20 protein-coding genes and 1 pseudogene are annotated in these 17984 nt (G+C 61.1%); 5 read left to right on the top strand and 16 right to left on the bottom strand.

Features of this window, described 5'->3' with window-relative positions:
- Positions 1 to 566: pseudogene (locus WBK19_RS15010) on the bottom strand (glycosyl transferase family 51); the annotation flags it as partial.
- 529 nt (positions 567 to 1095) lie between these two features.
- On the opposite strand from WBK19_RS15010, the gene WBK19_RS15005 reads away from it, so the two are divergent.
- Together WBK19_RS15005 and WBK19_RS15000 are read left to right on the top strand one after the other, a co-directional pair.
- Positions 1096 to 1413, top strand: coding sequence for a helix-turn-helix domain-containing protein (locus WBK19_RS15005; protein ID WP_511291099.1), 318 nt, complete (start codon positions 1096 to 1098; stop codon positions 1411 to 1413).
- A 12-nt stretch (positions 1414 to 1425) separates the two neighbouring features.
- Positions 1426 to 2748, top strand: a complete 1323-nt coding sequence (locus WBK19_RS15000) for a type II toxin-antitoxin system HipA family toxin (RefSeq protein WP_511291097.1) — start codon at positions 1426 to 1428, stop codon at positions 2746 to 2748.
- Between the two features lie 33 nt (positions 2749 to 2781).
- On the opposite strand, the gene WBK19_RS14995 is transcribed toward WBK19_RS15000, so the two are convergent.
- From WBK19_RS14995 to WBK19_RS14975, 5 genes are all read right to left on the bottom strand, one after another.
- Complete coding sequence (locus WBK19_RS14995) at positions 2782 to 3474, bottom strand: hypothetical protein (RefSeq protein ID WP_511291095.1); 693 nt, start codon at positions 3472 to 3474, stop codon at positions 2782 to 2784.
- A gap of 273 nt (positions 3475 to 3747) precedes the next feature.
- Entirely contained in the window at positions 3748 to 4467 is a 720-nt protein-coding gene (locus WBK19_RS14990) for a phosphoadenylyl-sulfate reductase (protein WP_511291093.1), read from the bottom strand.
- A 9-nt stretch (positions 4468 to 4476) separates the two neighbouring features.
- On the bottom strand, positions 4477 to 4986 hold the full coding sequence (locus WBK19_RS14985) for a DUF934 domain-containing protein (protein ID WP_511291091.1): 510 nt from the start codon (positions 4984 to 4986) through the stop codon (positions 4477 to 4479).
- Positions 4986 to 6677 carry a nitrite/sulfite reductase gene (locus WBK19_RS14980; RefSeq protein WP_511291089.1) on the bottom strand — a complete coding sequence of 564 codons (1692 nt, stop codon included), beginning with the start codon at positions 6675 to 6677 and terminating at the stop codon, positions 4986 to 4988. Before WBK19_RS14980 ends, WBK19_RS14985 begins: the two co-directional genes overlap by 1 nt.
- A gap of 21 nt (positions 6678 to 6698) precedes the next feature.
- On the bottom strand, positions 6699 to 7475 hold the full coding sequence (locus WBK19_RS14975) for a sulfite exporter TauE/SafE family protein (RefSeq protein ID WP_511291103.1): 777 nt from the start codon (positions 7473 to 7475) through the stop codon (positions 6699 to 6701).
- An 82-nt stretch (positions 7476 to 7557) separates the two neighbouring features.
- Here WBK19_RS14975 and WBK19_RS14970 point away from each other — a divergent pair, with 82 nt between their 5' ends.
- Positions 7558 to 8499, top strand: a complete 942-nt coding sequence (locus WBK19_RS14970; protein ID WP_511291087.1) for a CysB family HTH-type transcriptional regulator — start codon at positions 7558 to 7560, stop codon at positions 8497 to 8499.
- Here the strand turns inward: WBK19_RS14970 and nosD are convergent.
- The 6 genes from nosD to WBK19_RS14940 form a co-directional block, all read right to left on the bottom strand.
- Positions 8490 to 9716 carry a nitrous oxide reductase family maturation protein NosD gene (gene nosD, locus WBK19_RS14965; protein WP_511291085.1) on the bottom strand — a complete coding sequence of 409 codons (1227 nt, stop codon included), beginning with the start codon at positions 9714 to 9716 and terminating at the stop codon, positions 8490 to 8492. The genes WBK19_RS14970 and nosD overlap by 10 nt on opposite strands.
- Positions 9717 to 9795: 79 nt before the next feature.
- Positions 9796 to 11115, bottom strand: coding sequence for an EAL and HDOD domain-containing protein (locus WBK19_RS14960; RefSeq protein WP_511291083.1), 1320 nt, complete (start codon positions 11113 to 11115; stop codon positions 9796 to 9798).
- Positions 11116 to 11178: 63 nt separating this feature from the next.
- Positions 11179 to 11970, bottom strand: a complete 792-nt coding sequence (locus tag WBK19_RS14955; RefSeq protein ID WP_511291081.1) for a peptidylprolyl isomerase — start codon at positions 11968 to 11970, stop codon at positions 11179 to 11181.
- A 35-nt stretch (positions 11971 to 12005) separates the two neighbouring features.
- Entirely contained in the window at positions 12006 to 12272 is a 267-nt protein-coding gene (locus WBK19_RS14950) for a BolA family protein (protein ID WP_511291079.1), read from the bottom strand.
- Entirely contained in the window at positions 12269 to 12571 is a 303-nt protein-coding gene (locus WBK19_RS14945; RefSeq protein WP_511291077.1) for a YciI family protein, read from the bottom strand. Before WBK19_RS14945 ends, WBK19_RS14950 begins: the two co-directional genes overlap by 4 nt.
- The gene (locus WBK19_RS14940) at positions 12571 to 13179 is read right to left on the bottom strand and encodes a septation protein A (RefSeq protein ID WP_511291075.1); all 609 of its coding nucleotides are present in this window, start codon (positions 13177 to 13179) and stop codon (positions 12571 to 12573) included. The genes WBK19_RS14945 and WBK19_RS14940 overlap by 1 nt, the downstream gene beginning before the upstream one ends.
- Positions 13180 to 13231: 52 nt before the next feature.
- Here WBK19_RS14940 and WBK19_RS14935 point away from each other — a divergent pair, with 52 nt between their 5' ends.
- Both WBK19_RS14935 and WBK19_RS14930 read left to right on the top strand, forming a co-directional pair.
- A complete protein-coding gene (locus WBK19_RS14935; protein WP_511291073.1) occupies positions 13232 to 14284 on the top strand; it encodes an HD domain-containing phosphohydrolase in 1053 nt (350 codons plus the stop codon).
- 57 nt (positions 14285 to 14341) lie between these two features.
- Complete coding sequence (locus tag WBK19_RS14930; RefSeq protein ID WP_511291071.1) at positions 14342 to 14680, top strand: Hpt domain-containing protein; 339 nt, start codon at positions 14342 to 14344, stop codon at positions 14678 to 14680.
- On the opposite strand, the gene bioD is transcribed toward WBK19_RS14930, so the two are convergent.
- Genes bioD through bioF form a run of 4 tightly spaced genes read right to left on the bottom strand, consistent with a single transcriptional unit; the run spans position 14666 to position 17981 of the window.
- Entirely contained in the window at positions 14666 to 15331 is a 666-nt protein-coding gene (bioD, locus tag WBK19_RS14925) for a dethiobiotin synthase (protein WP_511291069.1), read from the bottom strand. The two genes, WBK19_RS14930 and bioD, sit on opposite strands and share 15 nt — an antisense overlap.
- Positions 15332 to 15341: 10 nt before the next feature.
- Positions 15342 to 16103, bottom strand: coding sequence for a malonyl-ACP O-methyltransferase BioC (gene bioC / locus WBK19_RS14920; RefSeq protein WP_511291067.1), 762 nt, complete (start codon positions 16101 to 16103; stop codon positions 15342 to 15344).
- The gene (locus WBK19_RS14915) at positions 16096 to 16809 is read right to left on the bottom strand and encodes an alpha/beta fold hydrolase (RefSeq protein WP_511291065.1); all 714 of its coding nucleotides are present in this window, start codon (positions 16807 to 16809) and stop codon (positions 16096 to 16098) included. The genes bioC and WBK19_RS14915 overlap by 8 nt, the downstream gene beginning before the upstream one ends.
- Positions 16806 to 17981 carry an 8-amino-7-oxononanoate synthase gene (gene bioF, locus WBK19_RS14910; protein WP_511291063.1) on the bottom strand — a complete coding sequence of 392 codons (1176 nt, stop codon included), beginning with the start codon at positions 17979 to 17981 and terminating at the stop codon, positions 16806 to 16808. Before bioF ends, WBK19_RS14915 begins: the two co-directional genes overlap by 4 nt.
- Between the last annotated feature and the right edge of the window lie 3 nt (positions 17982 to 17984).

Below are 17984 nucleotides of genomic sequence, written 5' to 3'. Positions count from 1 at the left end.
CCCCAATCGACCGCCGGGTTGTGTTTCGGGGCATTGGCGTCGAGCAGGTCGCGGTTCTCGATGAACAGCAGAGCCTCGACCAGCACCGGCGGGATGGCCTCGAAATCGGCGTACTGTACGCGCGGGTACTGGCTGTCGTAGAGCGACTGGTCGTTACGGTCGAGGATGGTCAGGCCGGCCCGGGATTTCTCGCGGTAAATGGGAAAGTGGCCGCGTCCGACAATGGCGCGAAAGCCCTCCGATTGGCGGGCCTGGGCGGCAACGGTGAAGCCGGCACTGGCCAGGCGCGGCAGGAAGGTGTTGAGCTGGGCATAGCCCAGACGCTGCTCGTAGGGGCCGGTGGTGGGCAGCCAGATGTCCTTGTCGGCGCCGGGCTCAACGGTCCAGGTCGAGGTTCTCGCCCGTTCGGCGAAGTGGCTGGCCTGGATGAACGATTCCTGAAGTTCCACCCAGGCAACGCCGGCGAGGGCGGTGCCGACAACGATGAGGCCAAGAAGGAGATGGAATTTCCAGCGCTGTGGCCGGGGTTGAAGCAGGTAACTTTGTTGCGGATCGATGCTGGACATGAGTCTGGGGGCTGGAGCTTTATGAATCTGTCAGGCGGAAACCTTGCCCGACGCGGTGCTTTGTCGTTGGAGATACGGTGCAATCGTAACCCGTTTGAGTGGTCTCGCTATAAGTGTCTCAGGGTAAATCCCTGGTTATTTTAAAATGCCTTGTGCATTCTTGTCGTCGGTGGCGGTGCGCTCACCGCTTCGGCCAGTCGCCCTTGCTGGTAAAGGCCTTGAAATGGAGGCCGAGGCATTGCAATTTTGGTCTTTTTTTCGGGTTGACCGTGGCAATCAAGTCTTTTCACCGAAAACCGGCGCTCCGGGGCACGCATGATGCCGGATTCCATATACGGAAGGCGCCGGCATCTATTCTGCAAATGTTTTTAGGCGCAATATATTGCGCCAAAATTGAGTATTGATAATTTGAGCGCAATATAGTGCGCGTAACGAATAGTTTGTTGTGTTATGTTATGCGTTAAAAGATGCGCGTAGTATAAAATGGTGCTTATTGTGCGCGTAATAATGCGCGTTATGGAGAGTTGATATGCAGTCCAGCCATACTTTAGCCGAACTCGAAGCGCTGCTGGGGGAGCAGGTAAAGAAGCTCCGGCTCAGCCGAAATATCGACCAGACCCTGCTGGCCGAACGGGCCGGTATCAGTCGCCGGGCCCTGCAGAACCTCGAGGCGGGTGCAGGTTCGAGTACCGCCAGCCTGCTCTCTGTCGTGCGCGCGCTTGATCGGGAAGACTGGCTGGCGCTTCTCGCGCCGACCGCCACCATCAATCCGCTGAACATGGTTCGTGCCCGTCGGGAGCGGCAGCGGGCAACGTCGGTTCGGGTCAAGTCGTCGCCGGCAAAATAAGGCAAAGACACCATGGATACTCCTTCCAAACCCCGTCGTCCCCGAGCTGCGCCGTATAAACACGTCGACCGCGTCGAAGTCCATCTGTGGGGCCAGTTGATGGGCGCCGTTGCCCTCGATCCGGCCTATGGCTTCTACGCCTTTGCCTACGCCCCGAGCTTCATCGCCAAAGGGGTTGAACCGTCGCCCCTGCGCATGCCGCTGCGCGAAGATCCCTACATCTTTACCGATTTGCCGCGTGAAACCTACAAGGCGTTGCCGGCGATGTTGAGCGATGCGCTCCCGGATGATTTCGGCAACGCGCTGATCAACAAATACATGGCCGACCGCGGTATTCCGGCCAACCAGGTTTCTGAAATCGACCGGCTGGCCTACATGGGCAACCGCGCCATGGGCGCCATGGTCTTCAAGCCGGGGCGCGGCCCCATCCGCCAGAAGCCGACGCCCATCGAACTGAGCGATCTGGTCAGCGAAGCGCGCAAGGCAGTTGCCGGGACGATTGAAGACGACGAGCAGACCGACGCCGCCCTGCGCAGCATCATCGACGTCGGCACCTCGGCCGGCGGCGCGCGCGCCAAGGCCGTCATCGCCTGGAACCGGACGACCAACGAGGTGCGCTCCGGGCAGTTCGAAGCCGGCGATGGTTTCGAACACTGGCTGCTCAAGTTCGACGGCATCGGCAAAGACCTCGAACTCGGTGCCTCGGGCGGTTACGGCCGCATTGAGCAGGCCTATTCCCTGATGGCCAGGGCGGCCGGCATCGAGATGATGGAATGCCGGCTGCTTGAAGAAAACGGCCGGGCGCACTTCATGACGCGCCGCTTCGACCGCGAAGACGGCGCCGTCCGCCACCACATGCAGACTTTGTGCGCCATGGACCACCTGGATTACAAGAAAAAGGGCACCAACGCCTACTCGCAGCTGTTCCTGGTCATGGACAAACTCGGGCTGCCCTACGAGCAGAAGGAAGAGGCGTTCCGGCGCATGGCCTTCAACGTCATGGCGCGCAACTGCGACGATCACACCAAGAACATCTCGTTCCGACTAAAAGCCAACGAAACCTGGGCCCTGTCCCCCGCCTACGACATCACCTTCGCCCACAACCCGGCCGGAGAATGGACCAACCAGCACCTTATGTCGGTGAATGGGAAATTCAAGAACTTCAGCGAAGATGATCTGCTGGCCGAAGCCGACAGGTTCAAGATTGGCACTGCTCCGCGGGTTATCAGGAAAGTCAGGGAGGCGATCAGGAACTGGCCTGAGTTTGCGCTGGAAACAGGCGTGTCTGCCGCCGAGATTGGAAATATCGGAGACCAGCACTTGCTGCTGGCCTAGATTTAATTCGAGTCCGGCCCCTTGGGTTGTCAGCTATGCCACACGTCGAAGAAACATTGCTGCCTTGGGGCGGCACACAAAGATGGGAAATAGATTTGGAGTGCCTAGAGGCTGCTGGCTTTGACTTATTTTTGGGTCCCACAAGATTCGCACTTCCCGTTGATGTTGAAGTGCCTCCGGTTTCAAAATCTGCGGTCTGAGTTCCGTGTGATGTTCGTAGAGCCCATACCGCGTTCCATATTGGCAACGTTCCATTGAACCGAAATTTGCAAATGGTCGCATTGCCTTGGAGAGTTGTACAAAGAAGCGGCTCGGATCTGTGATCTCTAAACAGGCGTCGTATCCAAAGCGTCGCATGACCTCTTTATCAAATACTTCGGTCATGCAGAACAGATAACTATCTGGGGAATGAATCTCTATCCCAACAGGAATCTGCTCGTCCTTTTCGCTACTAGGGATCAGCACTTTGTTCGAGGTATTTCCTATGTGAAGCTTCGGGAATTGTTGATTGAGCTCTGCGACTGTCAGCCCTTTTATCGTGCCGGTGCCCCAGAATGCAAACTGCTTCTTGCCCTCATCGGTGTCCCCAATCTCAGCATGCTCATAACTTCGATACTCGTACAAGCTTCCGATTCGAAACCGTCCCTTTCGCAACAAACTATCCAGCCAGCGCTGACTTGTGTACTTGTAGAGGGTGCGAAATTCGGTGGGCTGTATAAGTTTCATGGAAGCAGGAGCGTTGGATAAGTCGAGAGATCAAAACCGTTGTTGAGACGAGAGCACGCCAGACTCTTAGCAATCGCATCGATTCAATCGGTGAACTCCGAAATTACTTCATGACACGAGCCAAAGGGCTGGAGCCACTTCATTTTCGCCCACTTTTTCCGGTTGACCGTAGCAATCGTGTATTTGACGTAAATCCCCTGTCTGACCAACCATTCTGGCGCTAACCAATAAAAAACCCGGCTCGAAGCCGGGTTCTGAATGTCTTGAACGGGGTCAGCCCTTGACGTGCAGCCCGCATTCCTTGGTTTCCGGATTCTCCCACCACCACCGTCCGGCGCGGACATCTTCGCCCGGCGAAATGGCGCGGGTGCAGGGGGCGCAGCCGATGCTGGGGTAGAACTTGTCGTGCAGGGCGTTGTAGGGGACGTCGTTGTGCTTGATGTAGGCCCAGACTTCTTTTTCGCTCCAGTCCGAAAGGGGATTGAATTTCTCCAGGCCGTTGCCTTCGTCGTATTCGCGGAAGGGCAGGCCGGTGCGTGTGGTCGCTTGCTGGGCGCGCAGGCCGGTGATCCAGGCGCGTTTGCCGGCCAGGGCGCGTTTTAGCGGCTCGACCTTGCGGGCGTAGCAGCAGGCTTTGCGCAGCGTGACGGAGTCGTAGAAGCCGTTGATGCCATGGTTGCGGACGAAGACTTCGACTTCTTCGGCTTGCGGGAAGTAGATTTTCAGCTTGAGACCGTAATGTTTGCGCAGGGCGTCCATGAGGTCGTAGGTTTCGAGCGGTAGGCGGCCGGTGTCGAGGCTGAAGATTTCAATGGGCAGCTTGGCCTTGACGATGAGGTCGGTCAGCACCATGTCTTCGGCGCCCAGGCTGTTGGCGAAGGCAGCGGTCGACCAGTCGGCGGCAATGTCGGCGAGCATGGCTTGCACGGCCTTGGTCTTGGTGGCGACGCTGGCCGTCAGTTCGGGCGTGATGTTGAGCAGGCTGGGGGACATGGATGGGTCCTAGGCGCGGCGGCGGAAAATGGGTTGCGGCTGGGTGGTTGAGGTCTGGTAGGCGTCGCTGAACGGGCTGAAACCGGCTTCGATAGCGTACACAGCGTTCTTGCCGTCCTTCAGCGCATAGCTGTCGAAACCGACGCGCTGCATGTAGAACAGCTGGTCGTGCAGCACGTCGCCAACGGCGCGCAGTTCGCCCTGATACTTGTAACGCTGGCGGAGCAGGCTGGCCGTCGAGTAGCCGCGGCCATCAACGAATTTCGGGAAGTTGACGGCGATGACGATGAAGTAATCGAGATCGGCTGCGACATCTTCGACGCGCTCGTCCGGCTGGATGAGCAGGCCGATGCGTTTGTGGCAGGAGATGATCTCGGCCTTGCGAGCTTGCCAGACGGCGAGCGGGAAGATGACGTCGCCGGCCGGCAGGGCAACCGTTTCCGGCGTTTCGCCTTCAGCGAGGTCGAGGGTTGTCCAGCTATCGGCCGCGGCGGCGAGGTGCTTGATCAGTTGCGGCATTATGCGGCCTCCTTTTGTGCAGCCTTGGCCTTGCCGTGGGCGCGGCCTTCGTAAACGCGGTTCTTGAACAGGTCGATGCCGATGCGATCGAAGGTGTCGAGGAAGCGCTCGTCGGGGTGACGGCTTTCGATGTAAACCTTGATGATCTTGTCGACGACATCGGGCATTTCATCGGCCGCGAACGACGGGCCGATGACCTTGCCGAGCTTCGCGTCGTTGCCCTGACGGCCGCCCAGCGTGACCTGGTAGAACTCGGAGTCGTTCTTGTCGACGCCGAGCACGCCGATGTGGCCGACGTGGTGGTGGCCGCAGGCGTTCATGCAGCCGGAGATGTTGAGGTCGATCTCGCCGATGTCGAACAGATAGTCGAGGTCGTCGAAGCGGGCCTGGATGGCATTGGCGATGGGGATCGACTTGGCGTTGGCCAGATCGCAGAAATCGCCGCCCGGGCAGCAGATGATGCCAGTCAGCAGGCCGATGTTCGGCGTCGCCAGTCCGGCGGCTTTGGCCTTTTCCCAGACTTCGTAGAGGTCAGCGAGTTTGACGTCGGCCAGGATGATGTTCTGCTCGTGGCTGATGCGCAGTTCGCCGAAGCTGTACTGGTCAGCGAGGTCGGCGACGACGGCCATCTGCTCGGAAGTGATATCGCCCGGCGCAACGCCGTGCTTCTTGAGCGACAGCGTGACGGCGGTGTAGCCCGGCACCTTGTGCGGGTGAGTGCTACGGTCAACCCAGTTTTTGAACGATTTTTCAAATGCCAGTTTTTCGCTCAGGCCGGCATCGTCGGCGCTCAGATTTTCGTAGGCTGGCGCGGTGAAGTGCGTGGCAACGCGGTCGAATTCGGCCTGCGTGATGGTGGCCGGGCCATCCTTGCCATGCGCCCATTCTTCTTCGACCTGTTGGGCAAAGGCTTCGACGCCAAGCGACTGCACCAAAATCTTGATGCGCGCCTTGTAGGCGTTGTCGCGGCGGCCCTGACGGTTATAGACGCGCAGAATCGCTTCACAATAGGTCAGGATGTGCTGCCAGGGCAGGAATTCACGAACGATCTGGCCGCGGATCGGCGTCCGGCCGAGGCCGCCACCGACGATGACGCGGAAGCCCGTTTCACCGTTTTGCTCCTGCAACTGCAGGCCGATGTCGTGGAACCACGTCACGGCGCGATCTTCCTTCGTTCCCGAAATGGCGATCTTGAACTTGCGCGGCAGGAAGGCGAATTCCGGGTGGAAGGTCGTCCATTGACGGAGGATTTCGGCCAGCGGGCGCGGGTCGATCACTTCATCGGCGGCGACGCCGGCGAACTGGTCGGTGGTTATGTTGCGCAGGCAGTTGCCCGAGGTCTGGATGGCGTGCATCTCGACTTCGGCCAGTTCGGCCAGAATCTCCGGCACGTCCTCGATCTTCGGCCAGTTCAGTTGAAGATTGTGGCGCGTCGTGAAATGGCCGTAACCGCGGTCGTACTTGCTGGCGACCTGGCCGAGCTGGCGCAGCTGGGCCGAATTCATCATGGCGTAAGGCACGGCAATGCGGAACATCGGCGCGTGGCGCTGGATGTAAAGGCCGTTCTGCAGGCGCAGCGGGCGGAATTCGTCGTCGCTCAGTTCGCCGGCTTTCCAGCGGCGGACCTGATCGCGGAACTGGTCGACGCGCTCATTGATGAGCTGGCGGTCGATGGCATCGTATTTGTACATGAAACGTCCTTGGGGAAAACGTCAGGCAAAAACCAGCTTGGTGCCGATCAGCACCAGCATGGCAGCCAGAAGGCGGCGCAGGATATGTTCCGGCACCTTGGCGGAAACCTGTGTGCCCAGCCAGATGCCGGGCAGCGAACCGAGCAGCAGCGCGCCGAGCAGCGCCCAGTCGACACCACCGAGCATCCAGTGGCCAAGGCCGGCGACCAGCGTCAGCGGCACGGCGTGGGCGACATCCGATCCGACAATGCGGACCGAAGAAAGTTTTGGGTAGAGGAAAAACAGCGCGGCAACGCCGAGGGCGCCAGCGCCGACCGAAGAAATGGTGACCAGGACGCCGAGAATGGCGCCGACGGCGACGGTAATCTTGCCCAGGCAGCATTGGCGCAGCGGCGAATCTTCGTGCTTCGCTGCGTACTCGCGCAGCTTGCGGCCGAACAGGATGGCGATGGCCGTCAGCATGAGTGCAAAGCCGAGGCCGTTCGAGATGATCTGGCCGATGACATTGCTGCCCTTCGGCAGTTGCGACAGGATATAGACCGTAATTGCCGCCGCCGGGATGCTGCCGAGCGCCAGCCGACCGGTGACGGCCCAGTCGATATGGCCTTTCCTGCCGTGCGCCACGGTGCCGCCGGCCTTGGTCATCGCCGCATAAAGCAGGTCGGTGCCCACGGCGGTCGCTGGCGGCACGCCGAACAGCAGCACGAGCAGCGGCGTCATCAGCGAGCCGCCACCAACGCCGGTCAGCCCGACAATGGCGCCAACCGCGAAGCCGGAAAGGGTATAGAGGTAATCCATGGCAGCCATGTTAACCGCGGCCAATTGAATCAAAAAGAATATTGAGTTAGATTGTTATATCGTTCAGTTATTAAGTCGCCCCATGAAACTTCAGCAGCTACGCTATATCGTCGAGATCCAGCGCCAGGGACTCAATGTCTCCGAGGCGGCCGAATCGCTCTACACCTCTCAGCCCGGCATCTCCAAGCAGGTCAAGCTGCTCGAAGACGAACTCGGCATCGCCATCTTCGAGCGCAGCGGCAAGCGTTTCACCGGCGTGACCGAGCCGGGCAAGGCGGTGCTGGCCATCGCCGAACGCATCCTGCGTGAAGCGGAAAACCTCAAACGGGCGAGCGCCGAGTTCGCGACGGGAAATTCCGGCCGCCTGATCCTGGCCGCAACGCATACGCAGGCGCGTTATGCCTTGCCGGTGGTGGTGCGGGATTTCGTTGCGCAACACCCGGACGTCAAGCTCGAAATGCACCAGGGCAGCCCGATCCAGATCGCCGAATGGGTGGTCGCCGGCGCAGCCGATATCGGGATTGCCACTGAATCCCTCGACCAGTATCCGCAATTGATCACGTTGCCCGTGCGCCAATGGACGCATTGCGTGATCGCCCCGGAAGGCCACCCCATTCTCAAATCGCAGCCGCTGTCACTCAACGAACTGGCGAAATGGCCGCTGATTACCTACGACACGGCCTTTACCGGCCGTTCGCGCATCAACCGCGCCTTCGAGCGCATCGGCGCGCAGCCGAATGTCGCACTCACCGCCCTCGATGCCGACGTGATCAAGACCTATGTCAGCCTCGGCTTGGGATTGGGCATCATTTCGGCGCTGGCTTTCGATGCCCAGCGCGATGTCGGTCTGGTGGCGCTTGATGCTGCCCACCTGTTCGAGTCCAACACCACACGTCTCGCCTTGCGTCGCGGTACTTATCTGCGCCGCTACGATTACGACCTGATTTCGCTGTTTGCCCCGCATCTGTCGAAACGGGTGGTCGAAATGGCCATGCAGGGCGGCGGCGACGAATATCAGTTGTAGGCTTTGGCCGGCTGCATGCGCGGTGCCGTGTCGCGCAGGATGAGCGAAGGCGCCGAGAAAGGTGCCAGCCGTTCGAGAAAGTCGAGCAGTTCAAGGACCGGCGAGTTGCGGAAGAACGTGACGCTCGGTGTCTCGATCCACAGGCGATCGGCGTAAGCGTGCAGTTCGTGCGGCTTGTCGCCAAAGCCGTCGCCGTCGAGGTCGAAACCCTCGTAGGTATCCCAGGTATTGCCCCACCAGGTGTCGTTCATCGGGTCGCCGTCACCGATGATGGTGACCGGCCATAAATTGCTCCGGAAAGTATTGTTGATGGCAATGTGGCCGCCCTTGGCTCCGTAGAAATAGATGCCGGTGATGTTGTGGGCGATCACGTTGTTAATGAAGACAATGCGGTTGATGGCATCCATCGGCGAATCAGCCATGATGCCGTGGGCGCAATGCACGATTTCGTTGTCGATGACCAGCGCCGCCGAGGTTTCCTTGAGCGCGATGCCGGCGCCGGAGGCGTCCATGGCGTGCAGGATGCGGTTGTTGCGGATGATCAGGCCATCGGAGTTGAGGGCGATGATCCCCGTCGAGTTCTTTTCGAGAATGTTACGGTCAACCAGACTTCTGTGCGAAAACAGAAAATTGAAAGCGCGCCGGCTGTCGCGGATGGTGTTGCCGGTGTAGCGGTTGTGCGGCGAATTGCTCACCGTGATGTCGCGAATCTGTGCGATGTCGTTGTTCTCGATGCGGTTGCCCGTGCTGTACCAGAGGCGCAGGCCGTCACCACGGTCGGCCGAGTCAACGGGGCGCGAGCGGATGCGGTTATGGCGGACGAGGCTGTCGGTCGTTCGGTGCAGCGAAATGCCGAACAGCACGTCCTCGATCACATTGTTCTCGATGAGCAGTCCGCTGCCTTCGGTCACCATGATGGCGCCGTCGATGGCGTCATGCGAATCGCCACTGGCGCGCAGGGTCAGGCCGCGAATGGTCACCTTGTCGGCCTTGATGGTCAGCACCGTGCCCTTGCCGCCGCCATCGACGATGACCTTGCCGTTGCCTTCCAGCGTCAAGGGCTTGGTGATGCTGGCCGGGCCGCGATAGGTGCCGGGCGGCAGGCGCAGGACAGTGCCCGGCAGCGCGGTGTCGATCCAGGCTTGCAGGGATTGGTCGGCGTGGGCCGGCAGCAAAAAAATCAGGCTGAGCGCGGCGAATAAAAGACGAATGGCCATTGCAGCGGATTTAGCCACCGCCAGCCAATTACGGCCTCAACCTGCATCAATTTTTTCGGCGAATATCAGCCCGCCAGGCTTATTCCCAGTATTCGGTCACTTCACTGGCCCAAGCCGTTGCGGCGAGCAAGGCGCGGTTGACCGTTGCCGGGTCGACGCCGGCCGCCAGCGCCGTTTCCTTCATACGTGGCAGATCGAAGTCCTCGCTGGCTTCGGCGACGGCCAGAAGTGGTGCATAAGGGCCGCTGCGTTCAAGCAGCGCATTCTTGATGTCGTCGGACAGCAGCATGTCGTTCAGTGTTTCCGCCAGCGGCCGATGCAGCAATTCGCCGAGGCAGGAAAAAATTCCGGTCAGGAACAGCGGGTCATGCGCGACGCCCGGCATCGACTGCTCGCCAAGTACCTCCATCAATCGGCCACGGGTCAGCGCGTTCTCGACCAGCAGCCAGTCGCCGAAATGCGGGTCACGCACCGAAAAGAGCAGCACCGAGAGCCAGCGGGTCAGGCGCTGCCGGCCGAGAATGACCAGCGCCTGGGCCAGCGAGTCGATGCGATGCGTCAGGCCGAGGGCTGGGGAATTCAGGTAACGCAGGATGCGGAAGCTGAGCAAAGGGTCCTGCTTCATGGCCGCTGCAATCTCGGAGTTTTCAGCATCGCCCTGAACCAGACGCATCATATTCAGCAGCAAGGCCTTGTGCGGGTCGCCACTGTTCTCGGCCCGGACACCCGAGGCCGAACTGGCGAACTTTCCGTGGAAGTTGTCGAAATGCCACTGCTGGCAGAAGCGCAGGTCGTCGAGCGTTTCGACGTTGCAGGCCAGTAGCTTCTTTGGACGTTCTCCCTCGCTGGCCCGCACCGCCGCGGAAAAATCACGGGCGGTATCGGCTTCGTTGGCAGCGATATCAATCGCGGCGAAATCAGCCAGCTGGATGACCCTGGCGAAAGCCGGGTTCTTTGGCTGACGGAAAACGCCGATCTGGATGCCGCGCTCGTGCAGCCGGTCGATGGCCTCGCACACGATGTCCGCTTCGGCGTCGGCAGCCAACTGGACGAGCAACACAATATTTGACGATTTCAGACGGTCGACCGCAGCAAGGTCGAGGCTGGCGGAATTGAGCGGAATGAAGGCGAGACTGGTATTCCAAGCGTCAGTGCTGGTATTCAGCGTGTCGAGCAGGGTCTCGTCAAAACTTCGTTGGCGAACATCATCGGCATCGGCCAGCGTTGTCGATTCCTGCAGCGTAAAAACGTGGCCGGAAAGACGATTGTTGCGGTCGAAAACCGCTTCTCGGCGAAGAAACTGGGTGCTTGCGCTGGTGGTTTGTGCAGCCGGGACGGAGTGGGGGGTGCCGGTTTGCCCCGGTTTGCCGCTGAACAGTTTTTTCAGGCTGTTGAACACACTCGTCTCCCACAAACAAAAATGCCCACCGCAGGGTGGGCATTCTCGCATCTCGGCAAAGGTTTAGTCGACCTTGGCCTTGCCACGCAGTTCCTTGACCAGATTCTCGACCTGCTGCTGGCCGGCGCGCTGCTGGAGCTGCGGCTTGACCTGATCGAACGGCGGCGGGGTCATCGGACGGGAATCGTCAAGCTGGATGACGTGGTAGCCAAAATCGGACTTGACCGGGGCCTTCGTATACTCGCCCTTCTTGAGCTTGCCCAGCGCTTCGCCGAACGGTTTGACGTAGGCGTTCGGGGAACTCCAGCCGAGTTCGCCGCCCTTGTCCTTCGAGCCCGGATCCTTCGAAGCCTTGGCCAGTTCGGAGAACTTCTCGCCCTTTTCGAGCTTGGCGATGATTGCCTTGGCTTCGTCTTCCTTCTCGACCAGCACGTGGCGGGCCTTGTATTCGGTCGAACCGAGGTTGGTCTTGATCAGTTCGTACTCTGCCTTGAGCTGGGCGTCGCTGATCGGGTGAGCCTTGACGTAGTCGGTCAGGAAGGCGCGAATGAGCACGGCTTGCTTGGCGAGTTCGATCTGGCCCTGAATATTGGCGCTCTTGTCGAGGCCCTTCTTCTTGGCTTCCTGGGCGAGGATTTCGCGGCGGACGAGTTCTTCCTTGACGGCATTTTGCAGTTCCGGCGAATCCGGGGCACCCTGGGCCTTCTGTTCGGTGACAAAAGCGTCGTAGACGGCTTGGGAAATCGGCTGGCCATTGACGGTGGCGAAAGCCTTGCCCTTCTCGGCAGCAAAAGCCGGGGCAGAAACGATGGCGCCAGCGATCAGCAGAGCGGCCAGACGGGAGAGCTTGAGCATGTATCTATCCTTGGGTGGAGGGAATAACAGAAAAATTATACGTCGCCGGGTACTTCGGCGCGAATGCTGAGCGCATGAATTCTGCCGCGCATCAAATCACCTGCAGCATCATAAATCATGCGATGACGGGCCATGGTACTTTTACCGGCGAATGCCTGTGCAACAATTTGTAACTGGTAGTGGCCGCCTTCGCGCGCACCGGCATGGCCGGCGTGGCGGTGCGAGTCGTCGACGATGGTGATTGATGACGGTTGCAGCACGGCCAGGCGCTGGCGCAACAGTTCGATGGTTTCGGCACTCACGCCGGCAACACTTTCTTGAACGGCTTGATGACGACCTTTTCATAGACGCCGGCGACGATGTAGGGGTCGGCATCGGCCCAGGTCCGGGCGGCTTCCAGAGAAGCGAATTCGGCAATGATGATGCTGCCCGAGAAACCAGCCGGGCCGGGATCGGGCGAGTCGATGGCCGGGCACGGGCCGGCCAGGATCAGGCGACCTTCGGCTTGCAGCGCCTGCAGGCGCTCGACGTGGGCGGGGCGGGCGGCCATGCGCTGGTCCAGCGTGCCAGCTTTGTCTTCAGCGATGATGGCGTAGAGCATTATTTTTCTTCCTCGACGTATTTCGACAGCAGCATGCCCTGGCCGATCACGAAGACGAGCATCAGGCCCATGCCGCCGAACAGTTTGAAATTGACCCAGACATCGGTCGGGAAATTGAAGGCGATGAACAGGTTGAGGGCGCCCATGACCAGAAAGAAGGCGATCCATGAAAGGTTGACCTTGACCCAGACCGGTTCGGGCAGCGTCAGTTGCTCACCGAGCATGGCCTTGATGGCATTTTTCTTGAGTACGTAGGCGCTGAAGGCCATGCTGCCGGCGAAAACCCAGTACAGGATGGTCGGCTTCCACTTGATGAAGGCTTCGTTCTGGAAGGCCAGGGTCAGGCCGCCGAAGACGACGACAAGGACGAGGCTGACCCAGAGCATCTTGTCGACCTTGCCGTGGCGGAAGTGCACCCAGATGATCTGAGCGACCGTGGCGACGATGACGACGACGGTGGCGAGCAGGATCGGCGCCATCTTGGCATCGTCCGGGACGAAGCCAAGCAGCGAGCCCATCCAGCTGGCCGCGAGTTCGGGGCTCTTTTCCGCATACTTGAAGGTGGCGAAAAAGAGGATGACGGGGAAGAGGTCGAAGAGCAGTTTCATGGCGGGGCATTATATACTGCCGGAAACAACTATCCGGCAAGCAGGGAAGTACATGCACAACGTCCTGATCATCGATGACAGTGACATCAATCTGACGCTTATCAAGGCGTTGGTGCTCAAACTGGGTGACTGCAGCCCGACCTTGTTCGATCATCCCGTGGCAGCGCTTGAGTGGTGCCGCAGCAACGTGCCCGATCTGGTCATTGTCGATTACATGATGCCGGACATGGACGGTCTCAAGTTCATCAGCGCCTTCCGTGCGCTGCACGGGCGCAACGAGATTCCGGTGCTGATGATTACCGCCAACGACCAGAAGGACATTCGTTACGATGCCTTGCTTGGCGGTGCCAACGACTTCCTGACCAAACCGATCGACCGTATCGAATTTTCAGCCCGTGCCCGCAACATGTTGTCGCTGCGTACCGGGCAGAAATACCTGGCGGACCGCGCCGAGCACCTTAGTTCGCTGGTCGAAGAGCGCACGGCTGAAATTCGCGAGCGCGAGAAGGAGCTGATTTTCCGCATCTCGCGGGCGGCCGAATTCCGCGACCCGGAAACCGGCGCCCACATCCAGCGCATGGCGCATTACTCGCAGATCATCGCTTTGGGCCTTGATCTGAGCATCGCTCAGCAAAAGCTGATCCTCGAGGCAGCACCGATGCACGACGTCGGCAAGATCGGTATTCCCGATTACATCCTGCTCAAACCCGGCAAGCTGACGACGGAAGAATTCGAGGTCATGAAAGGGCATGCGCGGCTTGGGCACGAACTGCTCAAGGACAGCCGTTCGGAAGTCATTCAAGCCGGGGCCGAGGTGGCAATTTCGCACCATGAAAAATACGACGGGACGGGCTATCCGTATGGCCTCAAAGGCCATCAGATTCCGCTGTTCGGGCGGATCGTGGCGGTGGCCGATGTCTTTGACGCGCTGACCTCCGAGCGGCCCTACAAGCGGGCGTGGTCGCTGGAGGATGCCTGCCAGTTTCTGGAGGACGGGCGCGGCAAGCATTTCGATCCGATGTGCGTCGAGGCTTTCCTTGCCGGCTGGGAGCATGTGCTGGATATCCGCCAGCGCTTCCGCGACGAAGAGATGCCGCAGATCTGAATTTGATTGATCCCGGCCGATTTCCTGCAGGGGCAGGCGGGTTGAATGGAGATGAATATGGCAGGGGCTTTCGTGTTGGACAAAGCGTCGATTCTTGATCGCCTCGGTGGCGACGAAGAGATATTCGCAATGATGGTCGACATGTTTGTGCAGGATGTCGGCAGCAACTGCGCGGCTTTGGCGACCGCCCTGGCCTCCGGTGATGCTGCAGTGCTGCGCCGCGAGGCCCATACGGTCAAAGGCTTGCTGGCTACGTTTTCCGACGAGGCTGGTGCGGCTGATGCCTGCATTGTCGAGCAACAGGCGCGTGATGGCCTTCTCGTTGATCAGGCCGAGGCAGTGGCCGGCCTGCAGCAGCGCCTGCGCGAAATTGCAGCGGTTTTAAGCGCCGGGTAGTTTCAGGAAAGCAGCGGCGCCGATTGGGCCGTTTTGCGGCCCATGCGGTACGACGCCGAGCAGCGGGGCCGGCAGCAGCTTTTGCAGCGTTGCCAGATTTTCATCGAAACGCGACATGGCCGGATCGATGTGGTTGGCCACCCAGCCGACCAGTTTCAGGCCGCGGGCGGCGATGGCTTCAGCCGTCAGCAGCGCGTGATTGATGCAGCCCAAACGCATGCCGACGACGAGAATGACCGGCAGGCTCAGGTCGACGGCCAGATCGGCGGCGTTCCGTTCAGTACCCAACGGTACACAAAATCCACCGACACCTTCGACGATGACCAGGTCGGCTTGCTGCCGGGCGTCATCGCAACTCGCCTTGATCGGCCCGAATTCGATTTGCACGCCGGCTTCAGCCGCGGCGATGTGCGGGGCGATGGCGGGCTTGAAGCACCAGGGGTTGATGGTCTGGCGCGGTAACTCGACATTGCTGGCGGCGCGGATGGCTTCGACATCATCGTTGAGGCCGGCGTCATCGGTACCGGCGGCGACCGGCTTGAGGCCAACGGCTTTCAGGCCATCAAGCCCGGCGCGGTGGAGCAGGGCACAGGTGATGAAGGTCTTGCCGATTTCGGTGTCGGTGCCGGTCAGAAAGTAGGCGGGGCTCATTTTTGGGCGCTCATTTGCTGGCGTAAAGGTAGATCACGTCGTAGGTCAGCGGCAGGCCGGCCGGGGTGCGCAATTGTTCGTAAGCCGTCTCGGCGCGCAGGAAGGTGGTGCGGCTCATCAGGCTGGTCCGCCGGCCGTCGCCGAGCTGGTTGGCGCCGATCGCCTTGACGGCGCGGAGCAGTGTCTTGAAATCCGGATAGTGTGCGGTTTTTATGCCTTTTTTCGTGTTGACCGTGGCAAAGCTGAGATTGACGGCGATTTTGCGGATTTCCTCGGGGCTGTGGAAACTCAGCGTGTGGCGGTAGTGGTCGACGTCGGCGAAGGCGTGGCGAAGTTCATGGAAGGTGGCCGGGCCGAGGCTGGCCAGGGCGACAAGGCCGGCCGGGCGTAGCGCGCGGTGGGCTTCGCGCAGTGCTGTGGCAAGGTCGCACCATTGCACGGCAAGGCTGGACCAGTAGAGGTCGAGGCTGGCATCGGCCAGCGGCAGGTGTTCGAGATCGCCGGCGATGCGGCAGCACGGCGTGGCAACCCGGTCGAGCATGGCTGGCGATAGGTCGAGGGCGATGGCGTGGGCATCCGGAAAACGGGTCAGCAGGTCGGCCTGGGCAAAGCCGGTGCCGCAGCCGGCATCGAGCAGGCAGGCCGGGGTGATGGCTGGCAGGCCGTCGGCCAGTTGCGTGCAGATACGGCGCTGGATGTCGGCGGCGCTGTCATAGGTCGGGGCGGCGCGTTCGAAGGATTGCCGGATACGTGCCTTGGACGGTCTAGTCATTCAGGAACTGGTGCACGGTGGCGTGGAAATCGTCCGGCCGGGACATGAAGGGGGCGTGGGCGCAGTCGTCGAAGACGGCCAGTCTGGCGTCGGGAATCAGGGCGGCGAGGGCTTCGGCAGCGCCTTGCGGCATGAGCGGATCGGCTGCGCCGTGGATGAGCAAGGTCGGCGCCATGACCTGTGGTGCAAGGTCGCGCAGATCGATGTCACGCAGCCAGTCGAGGCCGGTCGCCAGCACTTCGCCGGACGGGCGTGGGTCGGCCAGCTGGAGGAGTTCGAGCGTCACAGCCTTGGCGCGGGCGTCGCCGCGATTGAAGCCGCCGACGAAGCGGGGCAGCATGGCCTCGACATCGGCCGCGATGCCGGCGGCGAACTCGGCCAGCATGGCCGGCGATATGGCGTGCGGCCAGCCGTCGCGCTGGACGAAGGAGGTTGTGCCGGCGACGAGAATGAGCTTGCCGACCTTGTCCGGATGGCGGGCGGCAACGGCCAGCGCCAGTTGGGCGCCGAGCGACCAGCCGGCCAGCGTTGTGCCGGGTTGCAGGCGGGCTGCAATGTCGTCGGCCGCGGCGTAGAAATCGGTGATCAGCGGGGCGCTGCCGTAGCCGGGCAAGTCGAAAATCTGGCCATTTATCCGGTTGACCGTGGCATTGAGCGGGCCGCGACCAACGCACCAGCCGGGCAGGAAAATGAGGGGAGCGGTCATGCCAGTTCCTTCAGGGCGGTGACAAGTTGGTCAATGTCGGCTTCGGTATGGGCGGCGGAAACCGAAATGCGCAGCCGCGCCGTGCCTTTCGGTACCGTCGGCGGGCGAATGGCCGGCACCCACAGGCCGCGCTCCCAGAGGGCTTTGGCGAGGGCGACGGCGGCGTCGTTTTCGCCGACGATGAGCGGCTGGATGGCGGTCAGTGACGGCAGCAACTTGAGCGGCAGGCCGGCCAGCCCGTCGCGCAACTGGCCGATGCGGGCTTTCAACGAGGCGCGCCGGGCGTCGCCGGTTTCGATGATTTGCAGGCTTTTCGACAGCGCGCAGGCGATGGCCGGCGGCTGGGCCGTGGTGAAAATATAGCTGCGGCCTTTTTGCAGCAGGTATTCGATGGCCGTAGCCGAACCGGCGACGAAGGCACCGCCGACGCCGGCCGCCTTGCCCAGCGTGCCCATGAGCAAAATGCGCGGGGATGCCGGCAGGTTGAAGTGGCCGAGACTGCCTTTGCCCTGCGGCCCGAGCACGCCGAAGCCGTGCGCGTCGTCGATGACCAGCCAGGCGTCGTAACGCTCGGCCAGCGCGAAGATCAGCGGCAGCGGGGCGAGGTCACCGTCCATGCTGAACACGGCATCGGTGACGATGACCTTGCGGGCAGCCGTGCTGGCAGCCAGCAGCTTTTCGAGCGCCGCGACGTCGTTGTGCGCATAACGCAGGACGTCGGCGCCGTTAGCCTTGGCCAGTTGCATGGCGTCGATCAGCGAGGCGTGGTTGAGTTTGTCGGCAAAGACCGCATCGCCGCGCCCGGCCAGCGTCGGCGTTACGGCGAGGTTGGCCAGGTAGCCGGTCGAGAAGGTCAGGGCGCGTGGAAAGCCGGTGAAGGCGGCGATTTCCTTTTCCAGCGCGTCGTGCGGCGCGAGGTGGCCGCTGACCAGGTGCGATGCCCCGGCGCCGGCGCCCCACTGGATGGCGCCATCGGCCAGCGCCCGGGCGATCTCGGCATTGCCGGCCAGCCCGAGATAGTCGTTGGCGGCGAAATTCAGCACATTTTTCCCGTCGACCGTGGCAATGCGGCCGCAGGGCGATTCGAGCACGCGGCGGCGACGGGTCAGGCCGGCAGTTTCAAGCTCCGCCAGTTCGCTGGCGAGGCGGTCTTCAATGGAGGGGGAAGTCATGGG

This window comes from Azonexus sp. (assembly GCF_049652925.1).
GTDB lineage: Bacteria > Pseudomonadota > Gammaproteobacteria > Burkholderiales > Rhodocyclaceae > Azonexus.
The sequence above is the reverse complement of the archived record's forward strand: the minus strand, read 5'-3'. Positions and strand labels throughout refer to the sequence as shown.